The organism is Steroidobacter sp. (assembly GCF_036402275.1).
GTDB lineage: Bacteria > Pseudomonadota > Gammaproteobacteria > Steroidobacterales > Steroidobacteraceae > Steroidobacter.
The window spans coordinates 29,131-51,901 of the sequence record NZ_DASWTF010000019.1; the positions used below are offsets into that span (position 1 = coordinate 29,131).

General features: G+C 61.2%; 14 protein-coding genes. All 14 read left to right on the top strand.

Translation table 11 applies throughout. The annotated features are described in order from the left end of the window. Window positions 1-98: 98 nt before the first annotated feature. The 14 genes from VGD45_RS10550 (at window position 99) to VGD45_RS10615 (ending at window position 22,769) form a co-directional block, all read left to right on the top strand. Window positions 99-866, top strand: a complete 768-nt coding sequence (locus VGD45_RS10550) for a FadR/GntR family transcriptional regulator (protein WP_331155257.1) — start codon at window positions 99-101, stop codon at window positions 864-866. After that, window positions 863-2,296 (top strand): FAD-binding oxidoreductase, encoded by a 1,434-nt coding sequence (locus tag VGD45_RS10555; protein WP_331155258.1) that lies wholly within the window; start codon window positions 863-865, stop codon window positions 2,294-2,296. The genes VGD45_RS10550 and VGD45_RS10555 overlap by 4 nt, the downstream gene beginning before the upstream one ends. 55 nt (window positions 2,297-2,351) lie before the next feature. Next, window positions 2,352-2,924 (top strand): sigma-70 family RNA polymerase sigma factor, encoded by a 573-nt coding sequence (locus VGD45_RS10560; protein ID WP_331155259.1) that lies wholly within the window; start codon window positions 2,352-2,354, stop codon window positions 2,922-2,924. Next, a complete protein-coding gene (locus VGD45_RS10565; protein ID WP_331155260.1) occupies window positions 2,921-3,991 on the top strand; it encodes a FecR family protein in 1,071 nt (356 codons plus the stop codon). The genes VGD45_RS10560 and VGD45_RS10565 overlap by 4 nt, the downstream gene beginning before the upstream one ends. 336 nt (window positions 3,992-4,327) lie before the next feature. Continuing rightward, entirely contained in the window at window positions 4,328-6,967 is a 2,640-nt protein-coding gene (locus tag VGD45_RS10570; protein WP_331155261.1) for a TonB-dependent receptor domain-containing protein, read from the top strand. A gap of 58 nt (window positions 6,968-7,025) precedes the next feature. Then, window positions 7,026-7,937 carry an alpha/beta hydrolase gene (locus VGD45_RS10575; RefSeq protein ID WP_331155262.1) on the top strand — a complete coding sequence of 304 codons (912 nt, stop codon included), beginning with the start codon at window positions 7,026-7,028 and terminating at the stop codon, window positions 7,935-7,937. A 59-nt stretch (window positions 7,938-7,996) separates the two neighbouring features. Then, window positions 7,997-9,238 (top strand): metal-dependent hydrolase family protein, encoded by a 1,242-nt coding sequence (locus VGD45_RS10580; protein WP_331155299.1) that lies wholly within the window; start codon window positions 7,997-7,999, stop codon window positions 9,236-9,238. 148 nt (window positions 9,239-9,386) lie between these two features. Beyond that, window positions 9,387-10,610 (top strand): MFS transporter, encoded by a 1,224-nt coding sequence (locus VGD45_RS10585; protein WP_331155300.1) that lies wholly within the window; start codon window positions 9,387-9,389, stop codon window positions 10,608-10,610. Window positions 10,611-10,842: 232 nt separating this feature from the next. After that, window positions 10,843-12,852 (top strand): TonB-dependent receptor, encoded by a 2,010-nt coding sequence (locus tag VGD45_RS10590; RefSeq protein ID WP_331155263.1) that lies wholly within the window; start codon window positions 10,843-10,845, stop codon window positions 12,850-12,852. A 143-nt stretch (window positions 12,853-12,995) separates the two neighbouring features. Continuing rightward, entirely contained in the window at window positions 12,996-13,397 is a 402-nt protein-coding gene (locus VGD45_RS10595) for a nuclear transport factor 2 family protein (protein ID WP_331155264.1), read from the top strand. Window positions 13,398-13,406: 9 nt separating this feature from the next. Continuing rightward, window positions 13,407-15,872: a S9 family peptidase gene (locus VGD45_RS10600; protein ID WP_331155265.1), complete on the top strand. Its 2,466-nt coding sequence runs from the start codon at window positions 13,407-13,409 to the stop codon at window positions 15,870-15,872. Window positions 15,873-16,024: 152 nt separating this feature from the next. Next, window positions 16,025-18,211 (top strand): TonB-dependent receptor, encoded by a 2,187-nt coding sequence (locus VGD45_RS10605; RefSeq protein WP_331155266.1) that lies wholly within the window; start codon window positions 16,025-16,027, stop codon window positions 18,209-18,211. A gap of 15 nt (window positions 18,212-18,226) precedes the next feature. Beyond that, a complete protein-coding gene (locus VGD45_RS10610) occupies window positions 18,227-20,956 on the top strand; it encodes a LuxR C-terminal-related transcriptional regulator (RefSeq protein WP_331155267.1) in 2,730 nt (909 codons plus the stop codon). A gap of 124 nt (window positions 20,957-21,080) precedes the next feature. Continuing rightward, on the top strand, window positions 21,081-22,769 hold the full coding sequence (locus tag VGD45_RS10615) for a gamma-glutamyltransferase (protein WP_331155268.1): 1,689 nt from the start codon (window positions 21,081-21,083) through the stop codon (window positions 22,767-22,769). Window positions 22,770-22,771: the final 2 nt, after the last annotated feature.

Genomic DNA, 22,771 nt, shown 5'->3' on the forward strand with positions numbered 1-22,771 from the left:
CTAAAGCGCCCGGCGGAGAACGCTATAACGCGGTAACTTGTTTGACAGGTTTGAAATGCCGCTGCTAGATTGGCCCGAAGTTGAAAAGGGGGGAATCGGTGGGCTCACTTCATTCCGTACCGACGCCGCAGCGGCCGACACTGTCCGCGCAGGTGGCACGGCATCTGCTAGATCTCATCTGCCGCGAAAGTCTGAAGCCGGGCGATGCCGTGCCCAGCGAAGTGCAGATCTGCAAGCAGTTGTCCGTGAGCCGCGGCAGCGTGCGAGAGGCTTACCGGACGTTGGCCGCACTGGGCATTCTCGAAATCGAAAGCGGCCGCCGACCGCGTCTGCAACCGATGAGCGCACATGTGCTCGCGCAAGTGTTTGGTTATGCGCTCAACACGGCCCAGGTCAACGCCGCTCATGTGATCGAAATGCGCCGTGCCATTGAAGTGCAGGGCGCGCAGCTCGCCGCTCGTCATGCCACCGACGCTCAGAAGCGCGTGTTGCATGAGCTCGTCCAGCAAATGCGCTCTGCGCACAGCGATCGTGATCATGCGCGCCGCATGGCTGCCGACATGGCCATTCACACCACACTGGCCGAGGCCAGTCTCAATCCGCTTAATTCATTGTTGTTGACTGCATTGCGCGCGCCGCTCGAGCAGCTCATGCATATAGATCTCGGCAGTCGCCGCAGCGAATCCGACTTGATGCGGATCGTCGATGCGCATGAGGCCATTGTCGAGCGCGTCTGTTCAGGCGATGCGGTCGGCGCTGGAGTTGCGATGGCGATGCACTTCGATCTGTCGGTCGCCTCGATATCGCGCGTCGAGCAAGCGTTGCTGGCGACTGATGCGCAGCTTACGGAGCGTGCCCAGCCATGAGAGCGTCACTGCGGCCTACGTCATCGAGCAAGTACGACACGCCGGATGCGAAAGCACGGGTGGCGAAGGCAATCGAACAACTTCGTCCCGCGTTCGCCGAGCGCCTGAGCGTTGGAGCCTCCGTTCGCGAGCAACACGGTCGTGGCGAAGCGTTCGCGCAGGGCTATCCGCCTGACGCCGTGATCTGGCCACTGAGTACGGCCGAAGTCAGTCACGTCGTCAAGGTCTGTAATGAATTGCGGGTGCCAGTGATTGCGTTCGGCGCGGGGACTTCGCTCGAAGGTCATGTCAGTGCGCCGTATGGCGGCATTTGTCTCGACCTTGCTCGCATGAATCAAGTGTTGGAAGTGCGTGACGACGACGGTGACTGCGTGGTGCAACCGGGCATCACACGTGAAGAGCTGAATGCCCAGCTCCGCGATACGGGGTTTTATTTTCCCATCGATCCGGGCGCGAACGCCTCGATCGGCGGCATGATCGCTACGCGCGCTTCAGGCACCAACACGATTCGCTATGGAACGATCGCGCAGAACGTGATGGCGCTTGAAGTGGTGCTGGCCAATGGTGAGATCATCCGCTGCGGCAATCGCGCGCGTAAATCATCTGCTGGTTACGACCTGGTTCGTTTGTTTACGGGATCGGAAGGCACGCTCGGCATCGTCACTGAGGTGACTTTGCGGCTGCACGGTCAACCCGAGGCGGTCGGTAGCAGTGTTTGTTCATTTCCGGATCTGCGCGGCGCCGTCGATACGGTCATGGAGCTGATCCAGATCGGCGCCCCCGTCTCGCGCCTCGAGCTCCTCGATGAATTGCAGGTGCGCGCCTGTAATGCGTACTCGAAGCTGTCGCTTCCCGAGCAGCCGACCTTGTTTATGGAGTTCATGGGCACCGAGGCGGCGGTGACCGAGCAGTTCGAACGGGCGGTGGATGTCGTCAAATCTCACGGCGCCGCCGGGCTCGAGTGGGCATTCGATGAGCAGCGTCGCGCGGCGTTATGGAAGGCACGGCATGCAGCCTATTTCGCGGCGCGTGCATTGAGGCCGGCAACAGATTGCATCGTTGCCGATGTTTGTGTCCCGATCTCGCATCTGGCCGATTGCGTCGCGAAGGCGCGCGCTGAGATCGATGCGGAGGGATTGGTTGCACCGATCCTGGGACACGTGGGCGACGGTAACTTTCACGTACTGTTTCTAATCGATCCGAACAATGACGACGAGCGCGCACGCATGGATCGTGTTTACGATTCCATGATCGAAACTGCGCACCGTGTCGGAGGCACGTGCACAGGCGAGCACGGCATCGGCATGGGAAAGCGCGACAAGTTGCTTGCCGAGTTCGGCCCATCCGTGGTCGAGCTCATGCGCAAAGTCAAAGATGCGTGGGACCCGAACGGAATCCTGAACCCAGGAAAAGTGTTCGACCTGCAATAAGTCAGTCTCGGCCACGCTATTGCTTCAGCGCTCCCCTACGCGGCATCCTGTCAGCGTGAAGAACCCTCTGGCCTCGCCGAACAGCTCAGCTGCTGACGCCACAAGTGCTCCGGACAGCCGGGCCGAGTTGCTTGCGCATCTGGATCGGCGCTTCCGGCTGCCGCTGCTGGCCTACTTCGGTCGTCGGGTCAGAAGCGCTCCGGAAGCCGAAGATTTGACGCAGGATGTCTTCGAACGGCTTTTGCGGAGTCTCGAGAGCAAGCCCATTGCAAATCCCGAGGCCTTGGTCTTTTCCATTGCAGTGAACTTGTTGCGCGACCGGTGGCGTCGAGCAAACACGCACGGAGTCGCGGAGCCCATTCCGGCGGAAGCCGTTGCGGAATTTGTTGATGTGCTCACTGTGGATTTGTCCCCCGAGCGCGTCGTACTGGGTGAGAGGACACTCGAGGAAGCGTTCTCGGCGCTGGATGAGCTTGGCGAAAGGACCCGCACGATGTTTTATCTATACCGGTTCGAGGGCCTGAAGATCCGCGAGATTGCGGATATGTACGGAATCTCGGCGAGTGGCGTCGAGAAGCAGCTCGAAAAGGCCCTCATGCACCTCACTCGCCGGTTGTACCAACCATGAATCGCATCGGTCCACAAGAGGCTCCCGCCCAGCCGACGGAAGTTCATCTGGAGCAGGCCACACAGTGGTTCCTGCGCCTGCGCGAGCGTGGCCAGGTCGAGGATCTTCCCGGGTTGCAGACTTGGATCGATAACGATCCGCTCAACAAGGTGGCATATCAGCGAGTCGCTGCGACTTGGTCGGCGCTAGGACAGTTTTCCGTGGCCCCCGAAGTCATGGTCGGTCGTCGCAATGCTTTGGACAGTGCTCGACGTGCAGCGCGCCGTCGTTGGTCGGCGCAGCGCGGGTCACTTTCGCGCTACTTGGCAATCGCGGCTTCATTGGTCATTGCCGTGATAGGCACTCTTGGGTGGTGGTACAGCCAGCGCGGCGTCTTTAACACGGGCGTAGCGGAGCGCCGGGCGCTCACGCTCGAAGATGGCTCCGTCGTGACACTCGACGCCAACTCTCGCGTACGCGTGCAGTATGAAAGGGATCAGCGGCTCGTATCGCTTGAACGGGGCCAGGCGCGGTTTGATGTAGCGAAGGATCCCACTCGGCCGTTCCGTGTCAGTGCGCAAGATCAAACCGTCGTCGCATTGGGTACCCAGTTCAATGTGGAGCTCCTCGGCGGGAATGTGCTGGTCTCGATGATCGAGGGCCGTGTCGCCATCACGGGAGTCGACTCGACGGTCGAAGCGTCGACTGCGTCGATAACGGGTGCCAAGAAAAAAACACCGGGCGCTCCAGGTGGTGCTGCCGTCATCGAGCTCAAGGCCGGGGAGGGCTTACGAGTGAGAGGGGACGGCCAGGGGTTGGTCCTGCCAAAGATTGACGTTGATCGAGCCACGGCTTGGCAAGCGGGCAAGATGTTCTTCGATAACGAGCCATTGGCGAGTGCCGCTGAGCGCGTCAACCGCTACTCTCAGCTGCAGATCGTCGTAGATCCGGCAATAGCGAACGTAAGTGTCAGCGGCGCCTTCAATACTGGGGATCCCAATGCTTTCGTCGAGGCGATTGCGACGTACTTTCCCGTGCAAGTCGATCGCACGAGCGAATCGAAGATCCGTCTGACGTCCCGGGACTGACAAGTCCGCCAACGGGCGCGACGCTGGAAAAAACGCGCCGGGGCGGCCGCCACGGCGCACACCCACCGCATGAATGATTGTTCGCCACCCATTCACGAGTGTCAAGACATTAGTGAATGGATGGTCCTGCGAGATTTTTTTCAAGAGGCGCTGTGCCTTTCGCCTGGTCGTGCGTCGGAATAAACGATCACAGTCGACTTTCCAGAATCAGCAATACAGCGGGTTCGAGGAAAGCCAAGCGCAACCGCCACTGCGGTCGCCCTGGCTACCTTAGAACTTGTCAGAGCAGAGGTCCGACATCTCTCCGGCACAAGCTGACATCACCAGGGTGGAACAATGATCGACAGTAAAACCGCGTCGAAGGGCGGTGCGACCTCGGCGAAGAACTTCGGCTCAATGAGCGTCCGAGAGGGCGTCCGACACCTGCTCCGCCAGGGCGTTCGGCCCATTTCCGCGGTAGCCTCCGCTACAGCCTGTTCCTTGATCCTCTTCGCAGCTGCGACAGGTTTGGCTGCCCAGCCCGCCTTGGCGCGCTCGATCACGCACGAGTTCGCCATTCCTGCTCAGAGCCTCGATGAGGCGCTCAAGTCGCTGTCGACTTCGGCCAACGAGCAGTTGCTGTTCTCGAAGGAGCTGGTTGCGGGCAAGCAGAGCGCACCTGTCGACGGAACCTATACAACCGACCAGGCGCTGGAAATTCTGCTTCAGGGTAGCGGCCTCAAAGCGGATCGCACTCCATCGGGCGTGCTGCTGATTCGTCTGGCGTCCGAGGCCTCCACTGACCGCGCCGCTTCCCAACCTCCCAGCAGTTCTTTCAGTGGATTGACCGGTGCCGAAGATGTATCGGGTTCGCTGGAGGAAATCGTGGTCACGGCACTGAAGTCTGGCGCGGTGGCGCTCGAGGATGCGCCAATTTCCGTGACCGCGCTCGGCGGCGATATGTTGCGGGATGGCGGTTTTCTCGATATCGCCGACGCCATAAGGTTCGCGCCGAGCGTCAATGAAGGAATAAGCAGCGGGAATAGAGCCCAGAAGGTCATCAATATTCGCGGCGTCGGCCAGAACAGCAACGTTTCCGGCGGCACGACCGGATATTACGTTGGAGAGGCTGCCTTCTTCGAATCCGTCCAGGCCCCCACGGCGCGGTTATACGATATGGAGCGTGTCGAAATACTGCGCGGCCCACAGTCGACGCTGTATGGCAATGGCGCGATGGGCGGCGTGGTCCGCTTCATTCCAAATGCGCCTGACTTGAATGAACTCGAAGGGAATGCGTTTGGCGGTTGGTCCGCGACCGAGGACGGCTCTGACTCTTATTACGGCTACGGGGCCATGAATTTCCCGCTGGTCCGGGACAAGCTGGCGCTACGCGTCGCGGGCGGTTACGAAAAGATTGGCGGCTTCGGCGATACAGGTTTGCTGGGCCTTCCAGCCTCCGCCGAGGATCAAGACGGCGGAACGATTACGAGTGTCCGCAGCAGCCTTAAGTATGCAGCAACGGATCGTCTGTCGATCGATGTTTTGTTTCAGCTGAGCGAGACGGATTTCGGGGCGTCACAGATGTTCAATCCATTTGACCGCACGCGGCTGACCAGCGGCCCCGACGATGACAACGACCCAAAGTACAGGATGCTGGCAGGGACGGTGAGCTACGATTTTAGATTCGCCAGCTTGACGAATGTCACGACTTCCATCGAGCAGGACACCGACACGGTGTCCAACGTCTCCTTTGTCGGGTACGCCGATTCGAGCTCCGTCGCGGCTTCCGAGCGATCCTACATTGGCAACGAGACCCGTTTGGTATCTGCAAACAAGGGGCCGTTGAACTGGATCCTCGGGCTGTTCGTCACGGACGACGATGTCGATATGGCAACTGACTCGAGTACCGAAGTCTTTCTTCCCGACTCGACCGGGTCAACGTATATCATCAACTCGACGGGGACTACCGCTAGCGAGAGGAGCACGCGTGCAGTCTTTGGCGAAGTTTCCTACAAGCTTTTCGGTGGCAAGCTGGTTCCCCTGGTGGGGCTACGGTACTTTGAAGAAGACTTCAGAACAGATTCGCTGAGCGTGACCGAGCTGTTTTTGACGAGCTCGACCGTCGGCACGACCACGACCGCTTTTGATCCGCCCCTCTCGCTGGGCGCGTTCCCGACTGCAGAGAGCTCGGGGAAGCTCAAATTCGACAGCGTAAATCCACGTTTCAATCTGGCCTACTACCCCAACGACACTTCGACGTACTTCATCAATATCTCGAACGGATTCCGCGGCGGCACGGCCAACACCAACGTGCTATGCGCGGTTACTCCCGGATGTCCGTCTTCGATACCGTCCGATAAGTTGTGGAACTACGAGCTGGGAACCAAGCAAAGCCTGATGGGCGGCCAGGTCTTTGTCGACCTCGCGCTTTACTACATGGACTGGAAGCGCGTTCGAGAGTTCGTGAATCTCATCGTACTGAATGCACAGGTCGCGGCAGGCGATGCCGAGATCTATGGCGTTGACGCCGCAATAACGGCGACGCCAAAGGCAATTCCAGGTTTGACGCTGAGTCTCGTCGGCAATTGGAACAGCTCGGAATTCTCCAGCGTCACGCCGGCCGGCATCGTCGCTGGCGCGGCGGTGGGTGACCGGATTTCCTATGTTCCTGACTGGACGGCGACGGTTGGCGTTGACTATAGAAGGCCGATCAATAGTCGCTGGGTTGCGCACCTGAACACATCCTACAACCACATTGAAGAAATGCGTGGCGGTTTCGGCTCTCTCGCCAACCTCGCGGTGCCGCCGAACCCGGATGGCTTCGGTGGCAAGCGCGACCTGGTGACTGCTCGAATCGGCGTCAAGATCGATTCGCTTGGAGTGTATTTCGTCGGGACGAATCTGCTGAACGAACATGATCCGGTGACGATTGGATCAGGCATACAGACGCTGGATTACCCGCGTACGTTAGGTTTCGAAGTGACTTCTGATTTTTGACCCGGCGATACAGGAGGGTTGATCAATGGTTGGACGACGAGAGTTTCTCGAGTCAGGCGTGGGGTTGACGGCTGCTTTGAGTGCGCCGCAGTTCGGCGGAGCACTGGCAAGCACTGTAGATTTCAGCGGCTTCAAGAACACCGGACAGCCATGGCCGCTGCGCGATAGTGAATCGTTTGAATATCACTCAAAAGCGGTGGGCGACAAGATGGCGGTCGGCGTATGGTCGCCGCCCAAAGGGCTGCCTCACACGCCGGCGGACAAGAATCCGCCACTCGATGTCGTCTACGTTCTGGACGCGTCATTTGCGCTGGGTATCACCGCTACGATCTGCATGCTGCAATATGCGGACCTCATCAATCCTGGATTTGCTCAGGTGCTGCTCGTCGGCGTCGACTATCCGATCGGGCAACCAAACGCGCGAACCCGCGACTACACGATGGCGGACCAAGTGCCATCTGCATTGAAAGACAGATTCTCCACTACGCCTGAAACAACGCCGGGCGGCGCTGGCAAGTTCTTGACCTTCCTCGAGGAGGAGCTCGATCCCTTCATCCGCTCCAAGTACAACACGACCAACAAGCGCGCGGGCATTCTGGGCGATTCGTTTGGCGGCACCTTCACCTTCTACGCCTTTTTGAGGCAATCCAAACTGTTCGACCGTTACTGGCTCGGTAGTCCCGGAATCTTTGAAACCGCTACGGACTATGTCGCGCAATTCGAAGCGCTTCTGAAAGGTGAGCTGGCTCATCCGACCAAGATGTACTTGTCGATGGGATCGCTGGAGATCAACGGCGGCGTCGGCTTCTATGAAGAAATGGGCCGCAACTACAATCGCCTGGTGAACGCGCTGAATAGAACGCCCAACGATAAGTTGGCTTGGGCGTCAAAAGTATATGAGGGTCACACGCATACCTCGGTAGTCGCGCCGGCTTTGAGCGATGCCTTGTTGTATCTTTTCAGAAAGTGAGACGTACCGTCAGGGCGGGCGTCGCTAATTGAAGCAGCTGATTACGGGCAACGTTGAACATGACTCAGATAGTTTTGGAGAATGCGCGGATATTCGATGGCGTGTCCGCGGATTGCGCCGAAGGCATGTCGGTTCTGATTGAAGGCGACGCCATCCGAGAAGTCGCCGATCGCCCGATAACAGCCGATGACGCCACCCGGATCGATGTCGCCGGCAAGACGCTGATGCCGGGTCTGATCGATCTGCACATCCATTCCTATTTCTCGGACTTGAACGCAAAGGTAGTCGATAGCCGTGACGCTCCTTACCGGACAGCGCACGCAATCAAGAAGCTTGGCCATGCGTTGGATTGCGGGTTCACCACGGTGCGCGATATTGGCGGCGGCGATTATTCTCTTGCCTCGGCAATCGCCGATGGGCTGATCCGCGGGCCTCGCTTTTTTTACGCAGGAAAGGTGCTGTCGATGACCGGCGGGCACGTTGACTATCGAACGCCTGCCGAGAAGTACCATACGCACGGTTATTGTTCGTGCGGGTCGATGAACTGGGGCGGCGTCGTTGTCGACGGCGTCGACGAGTGCATCAAGGCATCGCGCGAAGAGCTGCGCCGCGGGGCCCATTGCATCAAAATTACCGCGTCGGGTGGCGTGATGTCGCCGAGCGATCCGATGTGGATGAATCAATTCCGCGAGGACGAGATCCGCGCGATCGTCAACGAATGCGTCGAGCGCCGAACCTATGTATCGGCGCATTGCCATCCAATCAGCGCCATCCGCCGTTCGATCGAGTTCGGCGTTCGCTGCATCGAGCACGCGACGCTGATCGATGCGGAGACAGCGCAATGGGTCGCCGAGCGCGGTGCCTATGTCGTTCCGACGATGGCGGTAATCTTCGTGAGCATGGAGGTCGGCGCGAAGCTCGGCATGACACCCGAGGCAATGGCCAAGCTCAAGATCGCCGCAGATTCGGCAATCGAAGGTCTCCAACACATGCGCAATGCAGGGGTAAAGCTGGGCTACGGCACCGACCTGCTCGGGTCGACCTACGATCAGCAATGTCGCGAATTCACGCTTCGCTCAGAAGTGTTCACGCCGTTCGAGATGCTGCGTCAAGCCACGTCTATGGGCGCAGAGATTTTGATGCAGGAGGGTAGGCTCGGCTGCGTCAGGCCCGGGGCCTATGCCGATCTGATCGTAGTCGACGGCGATCCGTTGAAGGATATCGGGCTGCTCGCGGCTGATGGCCGCAAGCTCGATCTGATCATGCGCGCCGGCGAGATCGTAAAGAACAAACTGGCTTGAGACGAGCGCGCCGCGACGGCATTGGAGCACGACGATGAATGCAGTCGGAGACATCTCGCGACGACCCGAATTGCCTGCCGCAGAGGAAGTGGCTGTCCCAATCGCCGAACGTCCTTGGCAGCTGTTCTCGTCGCGGCAGCGCTGGTCGATGCTTGCTGTGTTGTTTCTGGTCTCGACTGTCAGCAATGTCGATCGGCAGATCATGACGGTGGCGATCGAGCCGATCAAAGCCGAATTTCACGCCACCGATACCCAGATGGGGCTGCTGACCGGCGTCGCCTTTGCCTTGTTTTACGCGACGCTCGGGCTGCCGATCGCCCGATGGGCCGATCGCGGCAATCGCAAGCTGATCATCACGATCTCGATCGCCTTCTGGAGCGTCATGACCGCGGTCTGCGGCGCGGCGCAGAATTTTACCCAAATGTTTTTCGCCCGCCTTGCCGTCGGCGGCGGTGAATCGGGAGCGTTGCCGACTTCGCAAAGCCTGATCGCCGATTATTTTCCACCGGAGGTGCGGGGCAGGGCGATCGGAATCTTCGCCATGGCGGGGGTGGCAGGCTATGCGGCAGCACTGATTGGCGGGGCGCAGGTTGCGAGCCGATTCGGTTGGCGTGCGATGTTCGTGACCTTCGGCATCTCCAGCCTGTTGATTGCTGTGATCGCCAGCCTGGGTCTGCGCGAGCCGCGCCACATATTGCCGCGAGCGACACATTCGGGTGCAGGTGAGCGGCTCGGTCCATCGATTGCAGCGCTCGCTCGCAAGCCCAGCTTTCTGTGGCAGATCGGTGGCGGCGTGTTCTTCGGAATTGTGAGTTACGGCGCGCTGATATTTGTCGTGTCGCACCTCGTTCGCAGTTTCGGGTTGTCTCTGGCTCATGCAGGGACGGTCTACGGCGCGGTCTCGGCGGTCACTGCAATCTTCGGCGCACTTGCTGGTGGCTATCTGACCGACCGGCTCGGGCGTCGCACCCCCGCGGCAGTGCCGTTGCTGACGGGGTTGCTGATGATCGCGGCGCTGCCGGCCTATGTCGTCGCGCTACTCAGCAACGATCTCACGATCTTCGTCGTCTGCGCGCTGATCGGCGGATGCCTGGTGTTCGGCGCGGGACCATCGCTGTTCGCTGGCATCCATATCATCTGTGGATCGGCGCGCCGGGCGACGGCGATCGCACTGCTCTATTTCATGATGAATTCGATCGGCCTGGGCGGCGGGCCGGCGCTGACCGGCGTGCTCAGCGATTTTTTTGGCGCGCACGAAGGATCGGCGATGGGCCTGCGCATCGCGATGCTGATCTCTTTTGCGGCACTGCTGCCCGGCGGACTTTGCTTTCTCCTCGCCAGTCGCTCGATGAAAGCGGATGCCGAGAGCTGAGCGGAGCCGATCCAATGAATCGTCCGTCACACCAACTGAGCCGCGGAGCAGAAACATGAGAACCTGTATCAAGACGATGCTTTTGATGGGAACGATTGCTCCATTGCCCGGGATGGCATTAGCGCAAGCTGTCGAACACCCGGCCGAGGGCGATCAAATTACGCCAACGTCCGACGCAGTTGCGTCGCCCTCCGACTCGGAAGCGACAGATGGGGTTCTGACCGAGGTCATCGTGACCGCGAGAAAGCGCTCCGAACGATTGAACGAGATTCCGGCGACGATCGACGTGTTCTCTGCAAGCGACCTGGCGCCGGTGGGGAATTTCACTCTCAACGATCTGTCGACCAAGCTGCCGAATTTTTTCATCACTTCACCGCGCGCCACGCGCATTTCCGTGACGATGCGTGGCCTCGGTGTGCCAGGTGTCGGGCTGTATATCGACGGTGTCTACCAGCCCAGCGATGTCGCTTTTTCGATTCCGCTGTTCGACGTGGAACGTGTCGAGGTCCTCAAAGGGCCGCAGGGTACGCTCTACGGTCGAAATGCTTATTCGGGTGCCATCAGCTATGTCACCCGCGCGCCTGCGAACGTTCTCGAGGGTGAGGTCAATGCGGAGCTCGGCAATGGCGACACACAACGCGGTTCGGCGACCGTCGCGGGACCTATCGTCGAGGATCTGATCACTGCGCGCATTTCGGGCTCGATGCAGCGGCGCTCGGGCTTCCGTAACTTTTCCGATGGCAGCAATGCTGATCGCGACGATTTCGACGCGTTCACTGGCCGTGTCACGATCACGCCGATGAGCAACCTGGCGGCCGATTTGAAGTACACCTACGTCGACAAGATCGGGCCGAGCTTCCTCTACCATCAGGTGGCCGATATCGATGACAAGCATGGCAATTTGCGGGTTACTCCGCGCTTCGGCGCCGCGACTGGCGCTCTGGCTGGGAGCCGCCAGGAAAGTCGTGTCCGCAGCGACGCCTATTCGGGCCGTCTTACCTACTCGGCCGATGCCTTCGAGCTGACGAGCACCTCCGCATTAACCAAGATTCAGTTCAGCGATACGTTCGACATCGACACGATGGCGTCCGATTTCTTTTCGGCGAGAGGAGTCAGCGCTCTCCATGACTTCAGTCAGGAAGTGCGTGCTCTGTCGAGCGGTGAGGGGCCTTTCAAGTGGCTGGTCGGCGGCTACTACAATCGCGGCAAGCTAGGCGATTGCGGTGAGTGCGGCAATACACTTGGCGGTGCCGTGCTGGGCGGCGGGTCGCTCTTTCAGAAGGCGGCCGCTGTTCATTACAAAGGCTACGCAGCGTTCACCGATCTGGAATACAGGCTGACCGAACATGTGGTGATCGGCGGCGGCGCGCGCTATGACGAAATCGAGCAGGAGTTGCGGCCTGCTACCGGCATCGGGGCTGATGCAAAGTTCCATGGTTTCCAGCCCAAACTGACGGCCCGTTATCAATTTGATCCCGACCGGCAAGTCTATGGCACGATCAGCAAGGGATTCACGCAAGGCGGCTTCAACGCGCCGCTGGTCGGGACCGGGAGCCCGCTCGCAACCTTCCCGAACCAGGAACTATGGTCGTACGAGGCGGGATGGAAGACCAACTTCGACGGTCGACGCGGCAATGTCTCTGTCGCCTTGTTCTATATCGATGCGGACTCCTTCAACGCCGCGGCGACGGTACCTACTCCGCTTGGACCCAGGGTCGCGATTGTCAACGTGGGCAAGGTCGAATCCTACGGCGTCGAAGTCGATACCTCCTATCGCGTGACGCCCGAGCTGATGCTCGAGCTGAGCGGCGGCTACAATCCCGTTGAGCCGACCGTGCTCTCGCCAAATACTGCCCCCGGCATCGGTAACGTTGGCGAGCAGTTCCAGCGCGCTCCCGAATGGAGCTATCGCGCAGCCGCTACCTACACCCGGCCGTTGTCCAGCACGCTGTCCTTGGAGGTCAACGGAGCGCTCAATGCGGTCGGTCCCACTCGCTTCTGCGGCGAGGCGGCCGTCTTCGGTCCATGCCCGGTCCGGGATGCTTACTACCTTGTCGACGCCAGCGGCACATTGGTCTGGTCGCGCTACCGATTGTCTCTATTCGCCCGCAATCTATTCAACACCACATATGTCTCGGATTTTCTGGCCCAGTCGGCACTGGCGCAGTTCGGCGGTCCTGCCGCCGGGTCCGTCTATGGCGACCCTCGGTACTGGGGAGTGCGGCTGAACGCGCAGTTCTAGACGATCATCGCCGTGGGCAATCCAAACGATCTCGCGCCCGCCAATCGGCTGACCTGGCCAAATTGCCGCGCGGTTGTACCATTCGCGTCGTTGAGTGCCGACAGTCGCCAACCCTAGACTGAATGCATCGTCACGGGGGGCTCATGTCTACGAACCACTTCGCGGAAGCCTCGTCGCCTGAGCAGCAGGTCACCTGCGTCATGAGCGCCTATATCGAAGTCACGAACCAGGCGGACGGCCAGCGCGCGCGTACGTTATTCCATCCCAACGCGGTCGTGTCCGGTGACGGGCTCTTCGGCGTGCAAACGGGCACACCGGAGCCTTTCTTCGAGGCTCTCGAGAGCGCGCTAAAGCGACCGAGCGAGACGGGATACAAGGCACGCGTGCAGTCGGTGCGTGTGTTCGGCAACACCGCGATCGGGGAAGTCGTCGAAGAGAATTTGTTGGGTTATGACTTCACCAACCATTTTCACCTGCTCCAGACCGACGGGGGCTGGCTCATCGTGAGCAAGCTCTACCGCGCCACGGCTACTAACTCCCGATAACGGCTGCGTATGAAACCACTCATTTCGATGTTGTTGGCCCTTGGTTCGTTGGCCGGGCTGGCGCAGGCGTCGATGGCGGACAGCTCGGCTGCGGACAATCCGACGTCGGCGGATTACGCCGCGGCAGCCCGCGTGTTGGGATTCAATTTGCAAGGGTTGGTGCGCAACGAATCGGTGGTGCCGCACTGGCTGGGGGATGCCGGGCGATTCTGGTATCGGCGCGATGGCGAGGAGGGCTCGGAATTCGTGGTCGTCACCGCGAAGGGCGCGAAGTCGCCGGCATTCGATCACGCGGCACTCACGCGCGCGTTGATCGAGGCACTCGGCGAGCAGCCCTCGAACGAGGCGATGCTTGCATCTTTGGCGGACGTGCGAATCAGCGACGATATCAGCAGTCTGTCGGGCCGCGTAGGGCAACGATCGATCGACTGCAACTTGCAGACCTCGAAGTGCCGGGCGTTCGACGCTCCGGCGCCCACTCCGGAAGCACTACTGTCGCCTGACGGGCGACGAGCCGTGCTAACACGTGACGATAATCTGTTTGTCCGCGACATGGCGACAAACCAGGAACGCCAACTGACCAACGACGGAGCGCCGTATTATTCCTGGGGCAAGATGCCGGATGATATGTTCGGCACGGTCGCGCGGCAAAAGAGCGGACTGAAGCGGCCGCCATTCCAGACCTACTGGTCACCCGACGCACGCTACCTGGTCGCGCTGCGCCTCGATGAGCGCAAGGTCGCGGCGTATCCGTTCGTCGAATGGGTGCCGACCGACGGCAGCCGGCGTCCGATCGTGTATCAGAGCCGCCTGGCATTTACCGGTGATCGAGATGCGATGGTCGCCGACTACTTCATATTCGATCTCCAGTCCGGACGACGCATGCAGATCGAGCTGCCCGAAGGTTACAAACCGAGCCTGCTGTTCGACGATGCGGTGCTCGGGTGGAGCCGAAAGCGCGGCCAGGCATTCGTCATGACTCGCACGCTCGGCTCGCAGTCCACCGCGCTATTTCGGCTGAATCTGGCGGACGGCCGCGCGACCAAGGTCATCGAGGATTCGTGGCGGACGCGCTCGGCGACGAATACGGTCGAGTACAACCTGCCCAATATCCGCATCCTCGGCGACGGCGAGGAAATCGTCTGGTACTCCGATCGTACCGGGTGGGGACATATTTACTTGTACGATGCGCAAAGCGGACGTCTCAAGAATGCGATCACGCGCGGCGAATGGCTGGTGCACGACATTCACGCCGTGGAGGAGAAACGCCGTGAGATCTACTTCACCGCCGGTGGTCGCGAACCAGGACGCGATCCTTACTATCGTCATCTGTATCGTGCGAGCCTGGATGGGCGCGCGAACGCGAAGCTTCTGACCGAGCCCAACGCGGATCATCATTTCGATCCACAATCGATTCCGGTGCTGCGGCCCCTGGGAGCGGCCACGACCCTCACGTCACTGATCCAGCCGGCGGCCGGTGTTTTCGTGGACACCTGGTCCACGGTCGATCAGCCGCCCGTGAGTGTGCTGCGCTCCGCGCGCGACGGTCATGTGATCGCCGAGTTGGAGCGTGCCGACGCATCACGGTTGTTCGCGACTGGCTGGAAGCCGCCAGTGCGCGAGCGGGTCAAGGCAGCGGACGGCAAGACCGATCTCTACGCGGTCTACTATGCTCCGCAAGGCAAACGAGCGGACGAGAACAAACATCCGGTCATCGACGCGGCTTACGGCGGGCCGCAAGTCAGCATCACGCCACGCAACTTTCCTGCAGCTTACGGGACCTTCTGGGGCGGTACTCAAAGTGCGCTGACCCAACTCGGCTTCAGCGTTGTCACCGTGGATGGCCGAGGCACACCGGTGCGGTCGCGAGCATTTCGCGATGCTGGCTACACTGAATTCACTCAACTCGGCATCGATGACCACGTCGCGGCGATACGAGAGCTCGCTGGCCGACACCCGCAGATGGACCTCACGCGCGTGGGCATCTACGGCGGGTCCTGGGGTGGAACATTCTCCGCTCAGGCCATCCTGAGCAGGCCGGGTTTTTACAAGGTTGCCGTTTCAACCGCGGGCGTGTATGACTACGCCGCCATGTACACGGGCCAGTTCGACAATATGGTCGGCCCGCCCCTCTACGCCGATGGCACGCATCATCGCGGCAATCCCACCGAGTCCCCGGTCAACTGGTCCAAACTCGATATCACTCGTCTGGCCGACCGGCTGCAGGGCCATCTGATGCTCGTCTATGGCGACATGGATGAAAATGTTCCGTCGCATCAGGCCTTCCGGCTCATCGACGCGCTGATACGCGCTAATAAATCTTACGACTTGCTGTACGTGCCCAATCGCACCCATGCGGTGATTGGCCAGCCGTACGTCATCAAGCGCACCTGGGATTACTTCCTCGAGCACTTGCAGGGCGCGCAGCCGCTGCTGGATTTCACGATCGAGACGCGACCGGCCGACGCTCACTGACTCGGGCGCCTCTGTCCAAATTGGCTGGCCGATGTACCATTCGCGTCGTTGAGCGCTCGCGTGGCCCACCCCTAGACTGAAATTCAGGACTCGCCCGGGAAGCTTCATCCCCGGGCCGAGCCGCTTACTACAAACGCTTGGGGAGACTGCTCGTGCGTAACATCCACTTCGGCTTCATCGGTCTGCTGTCGGCAGGCTCGGTCCAGTTCGTGTACGCGGCCGATACGCCGCAACAGCCAGTGGGACTGGAGGAGGTCGTGGTCACGGCCAGCAAACGCGCCGAGAAGGTGCAGGACGTAGCTGCTTCGGTCACCGCACTTTCCGGCGATGCGCTGGCGCGCCTGAATACTCAGGACTTCGCGGACTACGCGGGTCTGGTTCCGGGCCTTTCGTTCCAAGGCGGCGGTGTCATCGGCCACAACCAGATCGTGCTGCGAGGTCTGTCCACCGGGTCGCTCCAGCAAGCCTCGACGGTCGGTGTCTATATCGACGATGTGCCGTTCGGCGCGACAGGGGGCCTGGCGAACGCCGCGGCGCTATCACCCGATCCCGATCTGTTCGACGTGGAGCGGATCGAGGTGCTCAAAGGGCCGCAAGGAACGCTGTACGGTGCCAGCACGCTGGGCGGCCTGATCAAGATCGTGCCGCGCGCGGCGGATACCGCTGGATTCGAGAGCTCCGTTCGCGTGAGCGGCAACGATGTGGCGGACGGATCGAATGGTTACGGCGCTCGCGGCATGGTGAACATGCCTTTCGCCGACGGTAAGGCGGCCGTGCGCGTCTCCGGCTTCTATCGGGACGATGCCGGGTTCGTCGACAACCTGGGAACGCAACGCGATGATGTGAACAGCGCGATCAGCCGCGGCGGTCGCGTGGCTGTGGCGCACAAACCGACGGACACCTTGTCCATCGATCTGAGCGCGCTCATCCAGACCGCGGACTCGAGTGGTCGCGGTTTCGAGCACGTCGATGCTCGCACGCTCGCTCCCATCGAGGGAGATCGCACGCAGCGCACGTTCTTCTCCGAACCCACCGAGATGAAATACGAGCTGTACAGTCTCAAGCTCACCTACGATCTCGGCTGGGCGGACGTCGTGAGCGTTTCCGGTTACGGCGTGATCGACGACGTCGGGAGCTTCGACTATACGCGCAACTATGGTCCGCTGTTTCCCATCGCCGACCTCGGCGTTGCGATCGACTTTGCGCGTCGCTCGGACAAGTACACGCAGGAAATCCGTCTCGCATCGACGCCGGATGAAGGCCGCCTCGATTGGCGGCTGGGGGTGTACTACACGTATGAAAAGAGCTTGTACGGTGCGCATCTCAATGCACGCTCGCTCACGACCGGGCAGCCCATGGCGGGCGTCGATCTGTATACCTTCGATCTGCATTCGCGCTATCGGGAAGCCGCGGGCTTCGGCGATGTGACGATTCGGCTCACTGACACTCTGGATTTCATCAGCGGCTTGCGTTGGGGCCGCAATCAGCAGGAGTACACGGCGCCCAACAGCGGTCTGCTGTCGGGGAATCCCTTGTACGGCGGTGAGTCCTCCGATTCATCCTGGACGTTCAATGAGACGCTGCGCTGGAAGCCGGTTGATGGCTTGATGAGTTACGTCACCGTGGCGAGCGGTTATCGTCCGGGCGGCCCCGCGGTCATTCCGCCGGGTGTCGCTGCCGCCGAGGCATTCGAGCCGGACACTGTCACCAACTACGAGATCGGCGTGAAGTCGGAATCGATGGATCGTCGTCTGCTGCTGAATGCTTCGGTGTTCCGGATCGATTGGGATGACATTCAGTTGAACACGCTCGCCGGCGGCTTCACGATTTTCGCGAACGGCGGCGAAGCGCGCAGTGAAGGTCTCGAGCTGGAGGCGCGCTTTGCGCCAAACGATGCGTGGTCATTCGGAGCTGCAGCGGGTTACACATCCACCGAGCTGCTCGACGACGCGCCGGACTCGGGCGGCGTGCAGGGAGATTCGCTGCCATTCTCGCCCGACTGGTCGGGTGCATTCATGGCGGAGTACAGCTTTCCCGTCGGGCCGAGCGCACGCGGCTATCTCGGGATGACCGCGCGCTATGTCGGTCAATCCATTTCCTCGTTCTCCAACAGCCGCACCAATATTCCGGCGCGGCTGCCGTCTTACACGCCAGTCGATCTGCGCGCGGGCTTGAGCTTCGATCGATGGGACGTCAACCTGAACGTTGACAATCTGCAAGACAAGCGCGGAATATCGGGCGTGCTGAATCGCCAGGTCATTCCCAATCAAGGGCTGCCGTCGGAGGCCACGCTCTATGCGCCGCGCACGATTTCACTCGCGGTCAACATGCACTTCTAAGGAACCCTGTTGCCGATGACCGGAGAGCGGACAGGCGCGCACGGCGGGTCGGCGCGCCTCGCTTGGTTGCGACGGGCCAAGCTCGAGCCGCCCGCCACGCTGGTCTCGCTGCTGGCCCGGCCGAACCTGCTCGAGCTTCTGAACGAGGGCACGGTTGCACGACTGACGCTCGTGCTGGCCGCGGCGGGTTTCGGCAAGAGCACCTTGCTCAGCCAGTGGCGTGAAGAACTGGTACGTCGCGGTACTCGCGTCGCGTGGCTCACCTGTGACGAAGAGGATTGCGACCCCGGTCGATTCTGCATCTACGTCGCCAACGCGCTGCACGCCGGCGGCGTACCGATGGATCCGCACACGCTCTCAGCCATCAATGGCGTGGACGAAGTGGATTGGATGCGTTTGCTCGCGCATCTGCTGAACGAAATCTCGGCAGTGCCAGGCCCGGTGGTGCTGATCCTCGATGATTTTGAGCGCACCGACACTCCGGAGATCAATCGACTCCTGGAATCCTTCCTGTCCGACATGCCGCACAACCTGCACCTGGCGTTGGCGTCGCGCGTCAGGCCGAATCTCTCGCTGGCAAAGCTCAGCGCCCGCGGTTTGGTGCGCGAACTGGACGGTGAAACGTTGCGCTTTTCCCGACACGAGCTACTCGATTTCTTCGGCCGCGCCGCGCCCGCAACCGATGTGCCGATGTTGGCGGAGCGCACGGAGGGCTGGCCTGTCGCCGTGCAGTTTGCGTTGCTGTGGCTTCGCAGCTCGCAGGATGCGCACTCACAATTGGCCACGTTCTCGGGACGCACGCGCCAGGTCGCGGCGTACATGGCCGAGCAGATCCTCGTGTCGATGCGTCCGGAGTTGCAACGCTTCCTCATCGAGACGTCGATTCTGGAGAACATCGAACGCCACGTGGCGGACGCCGTGCGTGAATCTCAGAACAGCCATCGACTGCTGGAGGAGATCGGCGCATTGGCTCCGCTCGTCAGCACGCGCTTCGAACCGGAGCGCACTTGCCGCCTGCACCCGCTGTTCGCCGAGTTCCTTCGTGATCTGCTGGCGCGTGAAGGCGCGGATGTCGTGCGTACGCTCTATGCGCGAGCCGCGAGGTACTACGCCGTCAACAATCAGCTCACCGCCGCCATGCGGCTCGCCTGCAAAGGAGAACAGGAGGAGCTGGCCGCTCGCTTCCTGCTCGATGCCGGCATATTCGGTGTCTATCTGCAGGATGGCGTGGCGCGACTGCGCACCGTCATGGGGCTGCTCTCCGATCGCATCATCGAAGCCAATCCGCGTCTCAGGCTTGGAAGCGTCCTGCTGATGGCGAAGGAGGGGCGGCTCCCGGAAGCGTGGGCTCTGCTGAAGCAGATTCGCGGCGCGGCGGGAGTGTCGCTCGATTCCATGGGATTTCCGACGACGCCGCTCGAGGCGGATCTGATCCTGATCGAAAGTATTTTCGAGAACTACCGTCATGTCCTCCCGCCGGAGGACTATGTGGCGGGGATCCAGCGCATGGTCTACTGCGGCGGCAACGACGGCATCTTCCTGAGCGTGCTTGAATCGGTGCTGGCGCATGTCTATCAGCGACGCGGCGATCTCGATAAGTCCGAGTTCGCGGCGCAGGCGGCGCTGGCGCGCTACAAGGTGCTGCATTCGAACTACGGGGAGCTCTCCACCGAGATTCACTTCGCTCTGAACGATGCCGCCCGCGGGCGGCTGGTCGCAACGGAGCGTAGATTGAACAGCACGTTGCGGCGAACGCAGAGAGATTTCCGCGCGGATGTGGGGTTGGCCGCCGGCTCCAAGGCCATTCTCGCCGACATCAGCTACGAGCGTAACGATCTGACCGGCGCCGGGCGCTTGGTCGAGCAGGCGGAAGACTGGCTGGAGAGCATCCAAGGCTGGTTCGATTTCTACGCGATGGGATATGGAACCGCCGCGCGTCTGGCGTTCTGGGCAAAAGGGTTGGATGCGGCACTGAGCGTGCTCGATCGCGCCCAACAAGCGTGCGTTCGCAACGGCCTGCGCTCGTTCGATGTGTGGCTGAATGCACTGCGCGTTCAGTTCCTGTGCGCTTCCGGAAACAAGGGGCGGGCCGGGCAATTGGCTGCTGCGTTCGAGCCGCTCGAGACATTGTTGAGGGATACGCACTGGCGACAGCGTGATGATGTGCTCGTGGCACTTGCCATGGTGGCAATCGAACACGGCGACACATCGGCTGCTCTAGACTTCGCGCAGCAGATGATGGCGCATGCGGCCACAGGCCCTCGTAGCGTGTCACTCATGCGCGCGCACTTGCTCGTTGCTTTGGCGGAGTGTGTGGAGCAGCGCGACGAGGCGGCCTTGCATTACGTCGAGGAGGCTTTGCGGCTCGGTTACCCGGAGAGCGTCATCCGCCCGTTCCTGGATTTCGGGCTGGTCGGCCGGGCTGCGATCGAGCGGCTGCTCGCACAGGCGTCACAGCGCGCGGAATCGGAAGGTCATCGCGCGTTCGCCTCGCAGGTCTTGCAGGCCATGCGAGCCGACTCCGTCGTCGTCGATACTCTGACGCTCACCGCCCGTGAGTCGCTCATTCTCGAGGAGCTGTCGAAGGGCGCGACCAACAAGGTGATCGCGCGCCGGCTGAGTCTGAGCGAACGCACCGTCAAACTGCTGCTGGCCCACCTCTTCACGAAGCTCAATGTCACGCACCGCCGGGCTGCCGCCACAGAGGCGCGGCGGAGGGGCTTGTTGCCAGACGTGATGCACTGATTCGAGCCCGGGCCACGTCGGGTGGCCAATTCTCGCGACCAATGTCCTATCGCCAGGGTTGAACGTCCGGCGACCCGGGCGGCAATCTCCGGGCAGTTGTTTCTGCTCTCGATACCGTTCGACCATGGCGACATCGTATTCCGTTCCTCCCGCCGCCCAGCAGGGCCCCAAACCCATCGCATCCTCGAAGCTTGGTGTCTGCAGCACCGACAACAACATCGTCACCGGCGTCGTGCTGGACGTGTTGAAGCGCCGCGGCAACGCTGTGGATGCAGGCGTTGCCGCCGCACTCGTGCAGGCTGCCATCGAACCGTCCATGACCAACTGCTCGGGCACGGTGGCGGCTCTGTATTGGGAACATGCGACGCGCGACATCCATCAGCTCGATTCCATGGGCAGGCTGGTGCCGCATCTGCCGCCGTTCCGGCCCGTGCCGCCGAATATCGGGTCTTACTGTCCGCCGGGCACGCCAGCTCCGATGGCGTGCGTTCCCGGATTCATGCCCGGGCTCGGAGAGCTGCATCGCCGTTTCGGCTCGCGCCCCTGGGCGGAACTGTGCGAGTACGCGATCGAGCTGGCGGAGGAAGGTCACATCGTCACGTCGTTCGAGTACGGCGTTCACGTCTGGGGCCAGCGCTTCGTCACATATTTCGAAGAAGGGCAGGCGCTGTACTGTCCGAAAGGGTTTCTCGTTCCCGTCGGAGAACGATTTCGCAATCCCGCGCTGGCGGAAACTCTGCGGCGGACGGCGAAGGAAGGACCCGAGTGGTTCACGACGGGCGGGTGGGCGCGCGACTTCGTCGCCACGGGAAATCGCATGGGGTGGGGCGTTGCGCTTGGCGACCTCGTTGCCAATCCACCGCGCTGGCAAGAACCGTTGCGATACAAACACCGCGGGCGCGAGATCGTGCAGCTCGCTCCTCCGGAGCGTCAGGCACTGTATTGCTCGCTGATCCTCGGCGTCCTGAAGTCGCTCCGCTATGAAGAGATGGAGCCGCTGTCCACCGATGCATTGTGGGCGATGAGCCACGCCATGCGCTGGGCCGAGCGTGATTGCGGCTATTTGCACGATCCGGACATCTTTCACTCACCAGTCGATGTGCTGATGGATGGCGCCTACCACGAGACGGTTGCCCGCATGCTCCAGCACAGCCGGCCGAAAGTGGACCTGAGCGAGCATCTCAGAGTCAGTCGCGGATCATTGCGTGCTGGCTCCAAGGGAACGATGGAGATGAAGCAGCCCGCGGGGAGTTGCGAGCTCAGCATCGTCGATCGCAACGGCAACTGGCTGCAGATGATGAACACTCTGCAGAGCGGAGGAATTCCTGGCGCGGTCGTCGGCGGCGTTCCGATGGTCGGCTCGCATGCGGCGGTCGGCAGCATGGGCTCCACCATCCATGGGCTGAGCCTCACCGGATGGCTGCATGAGCGGGCTCGCATTCGCTCGGTGATGGGTTGCACCCTGGTGCTCGAGGATGGCGCACCTATTCTGGCCCTCGGCACGCCGGGCAAGCCGGATTGCGCGGTCGTCCAGGTGCTGAGCCATGTGCTCGATCATGGGCTCGATGTTGCCCGCGCCATCGACATGCCTCGCATGCTGCCGCTCGGCGACAACTTCGATCTGACCATAGAGAACCGGATCCCGGCGAAGTCGCGCGAGGGACTGGAACGCCTCGGCATCGAAGTCACGGCAATCGCGCCGTATGAATTTCATCTGGGCTCCTTTCAGGTGTGCCAGCGCGATCCGGCGAAAGGAGAGCTTCGCGCTTTCGCCGATCCTCGACGCTGCGGCGTGGCCGGTGGTCTGGCCTGACG

Coding starts and splice junctions, on each gene's coding strand:
- VGD45_RS10555 (WP_331155258.1), top strand. CDS start 863: ATGAGAGCGTCACTGCGGCCTACGTCATCGAGCAAGTACGACACGCCG.
- VGD45_RS10565 (WP_331155260.1), top strand. CDS start 2,921: ATGAATCGCATCGGTCCACAAGAGGCTCCCGCCCAGCCGACGGAAGTT.
- VGD45_RS10570 (WP_331155261.1), top strand. CDS start 4,328: ATGATCGACAGTAAAACCGCGTCGAAGGGCGGTGCGACCTCGGCGAAG.
- VGD45_RS10580 (WP_331155299.1), top strand. CDS start 7,997: ATGACTCAGATAGTTTTGGAGAATGCGCGGATATTCGATGGCGTGTCC.
- VGD45_RS10585 (WP_331155300.1), top strand. CDS start 9,387: ATGCTTGCTGTGTTGTTTCTGGTCTCGACTGTCAGCAATGTCGATCGG.
- VGD45_RS10595 (WP_331155264.1), top strand. CDS start 12,996: ATGTCTACGAACCACTTCGCGGAAGCCTCGTCGCCTGAGCAGCAGGTC.
- VGD45_RS10600 (WP_331155265.1), top strand. CDS start 13,407: ATGAAACCACTCATTTCGATGTTGTTGGCCCTTGGTTCGTTGGCCGGG.
- VGD45_RS10610 (WP_331155267.1), top strand. CDS start 18,227: ATGACCGGAGAGCGGACAGGCGCGCACGGCGGGTCGGCGCGCCTCGCT.
- VGD45_RS10615 (WP_331155268.1), top strand. CDS start 21,081: ATGGCGACATCGTATTCCGTTCCTCCCGCCGCCCAGCAGGGCCCCAAA.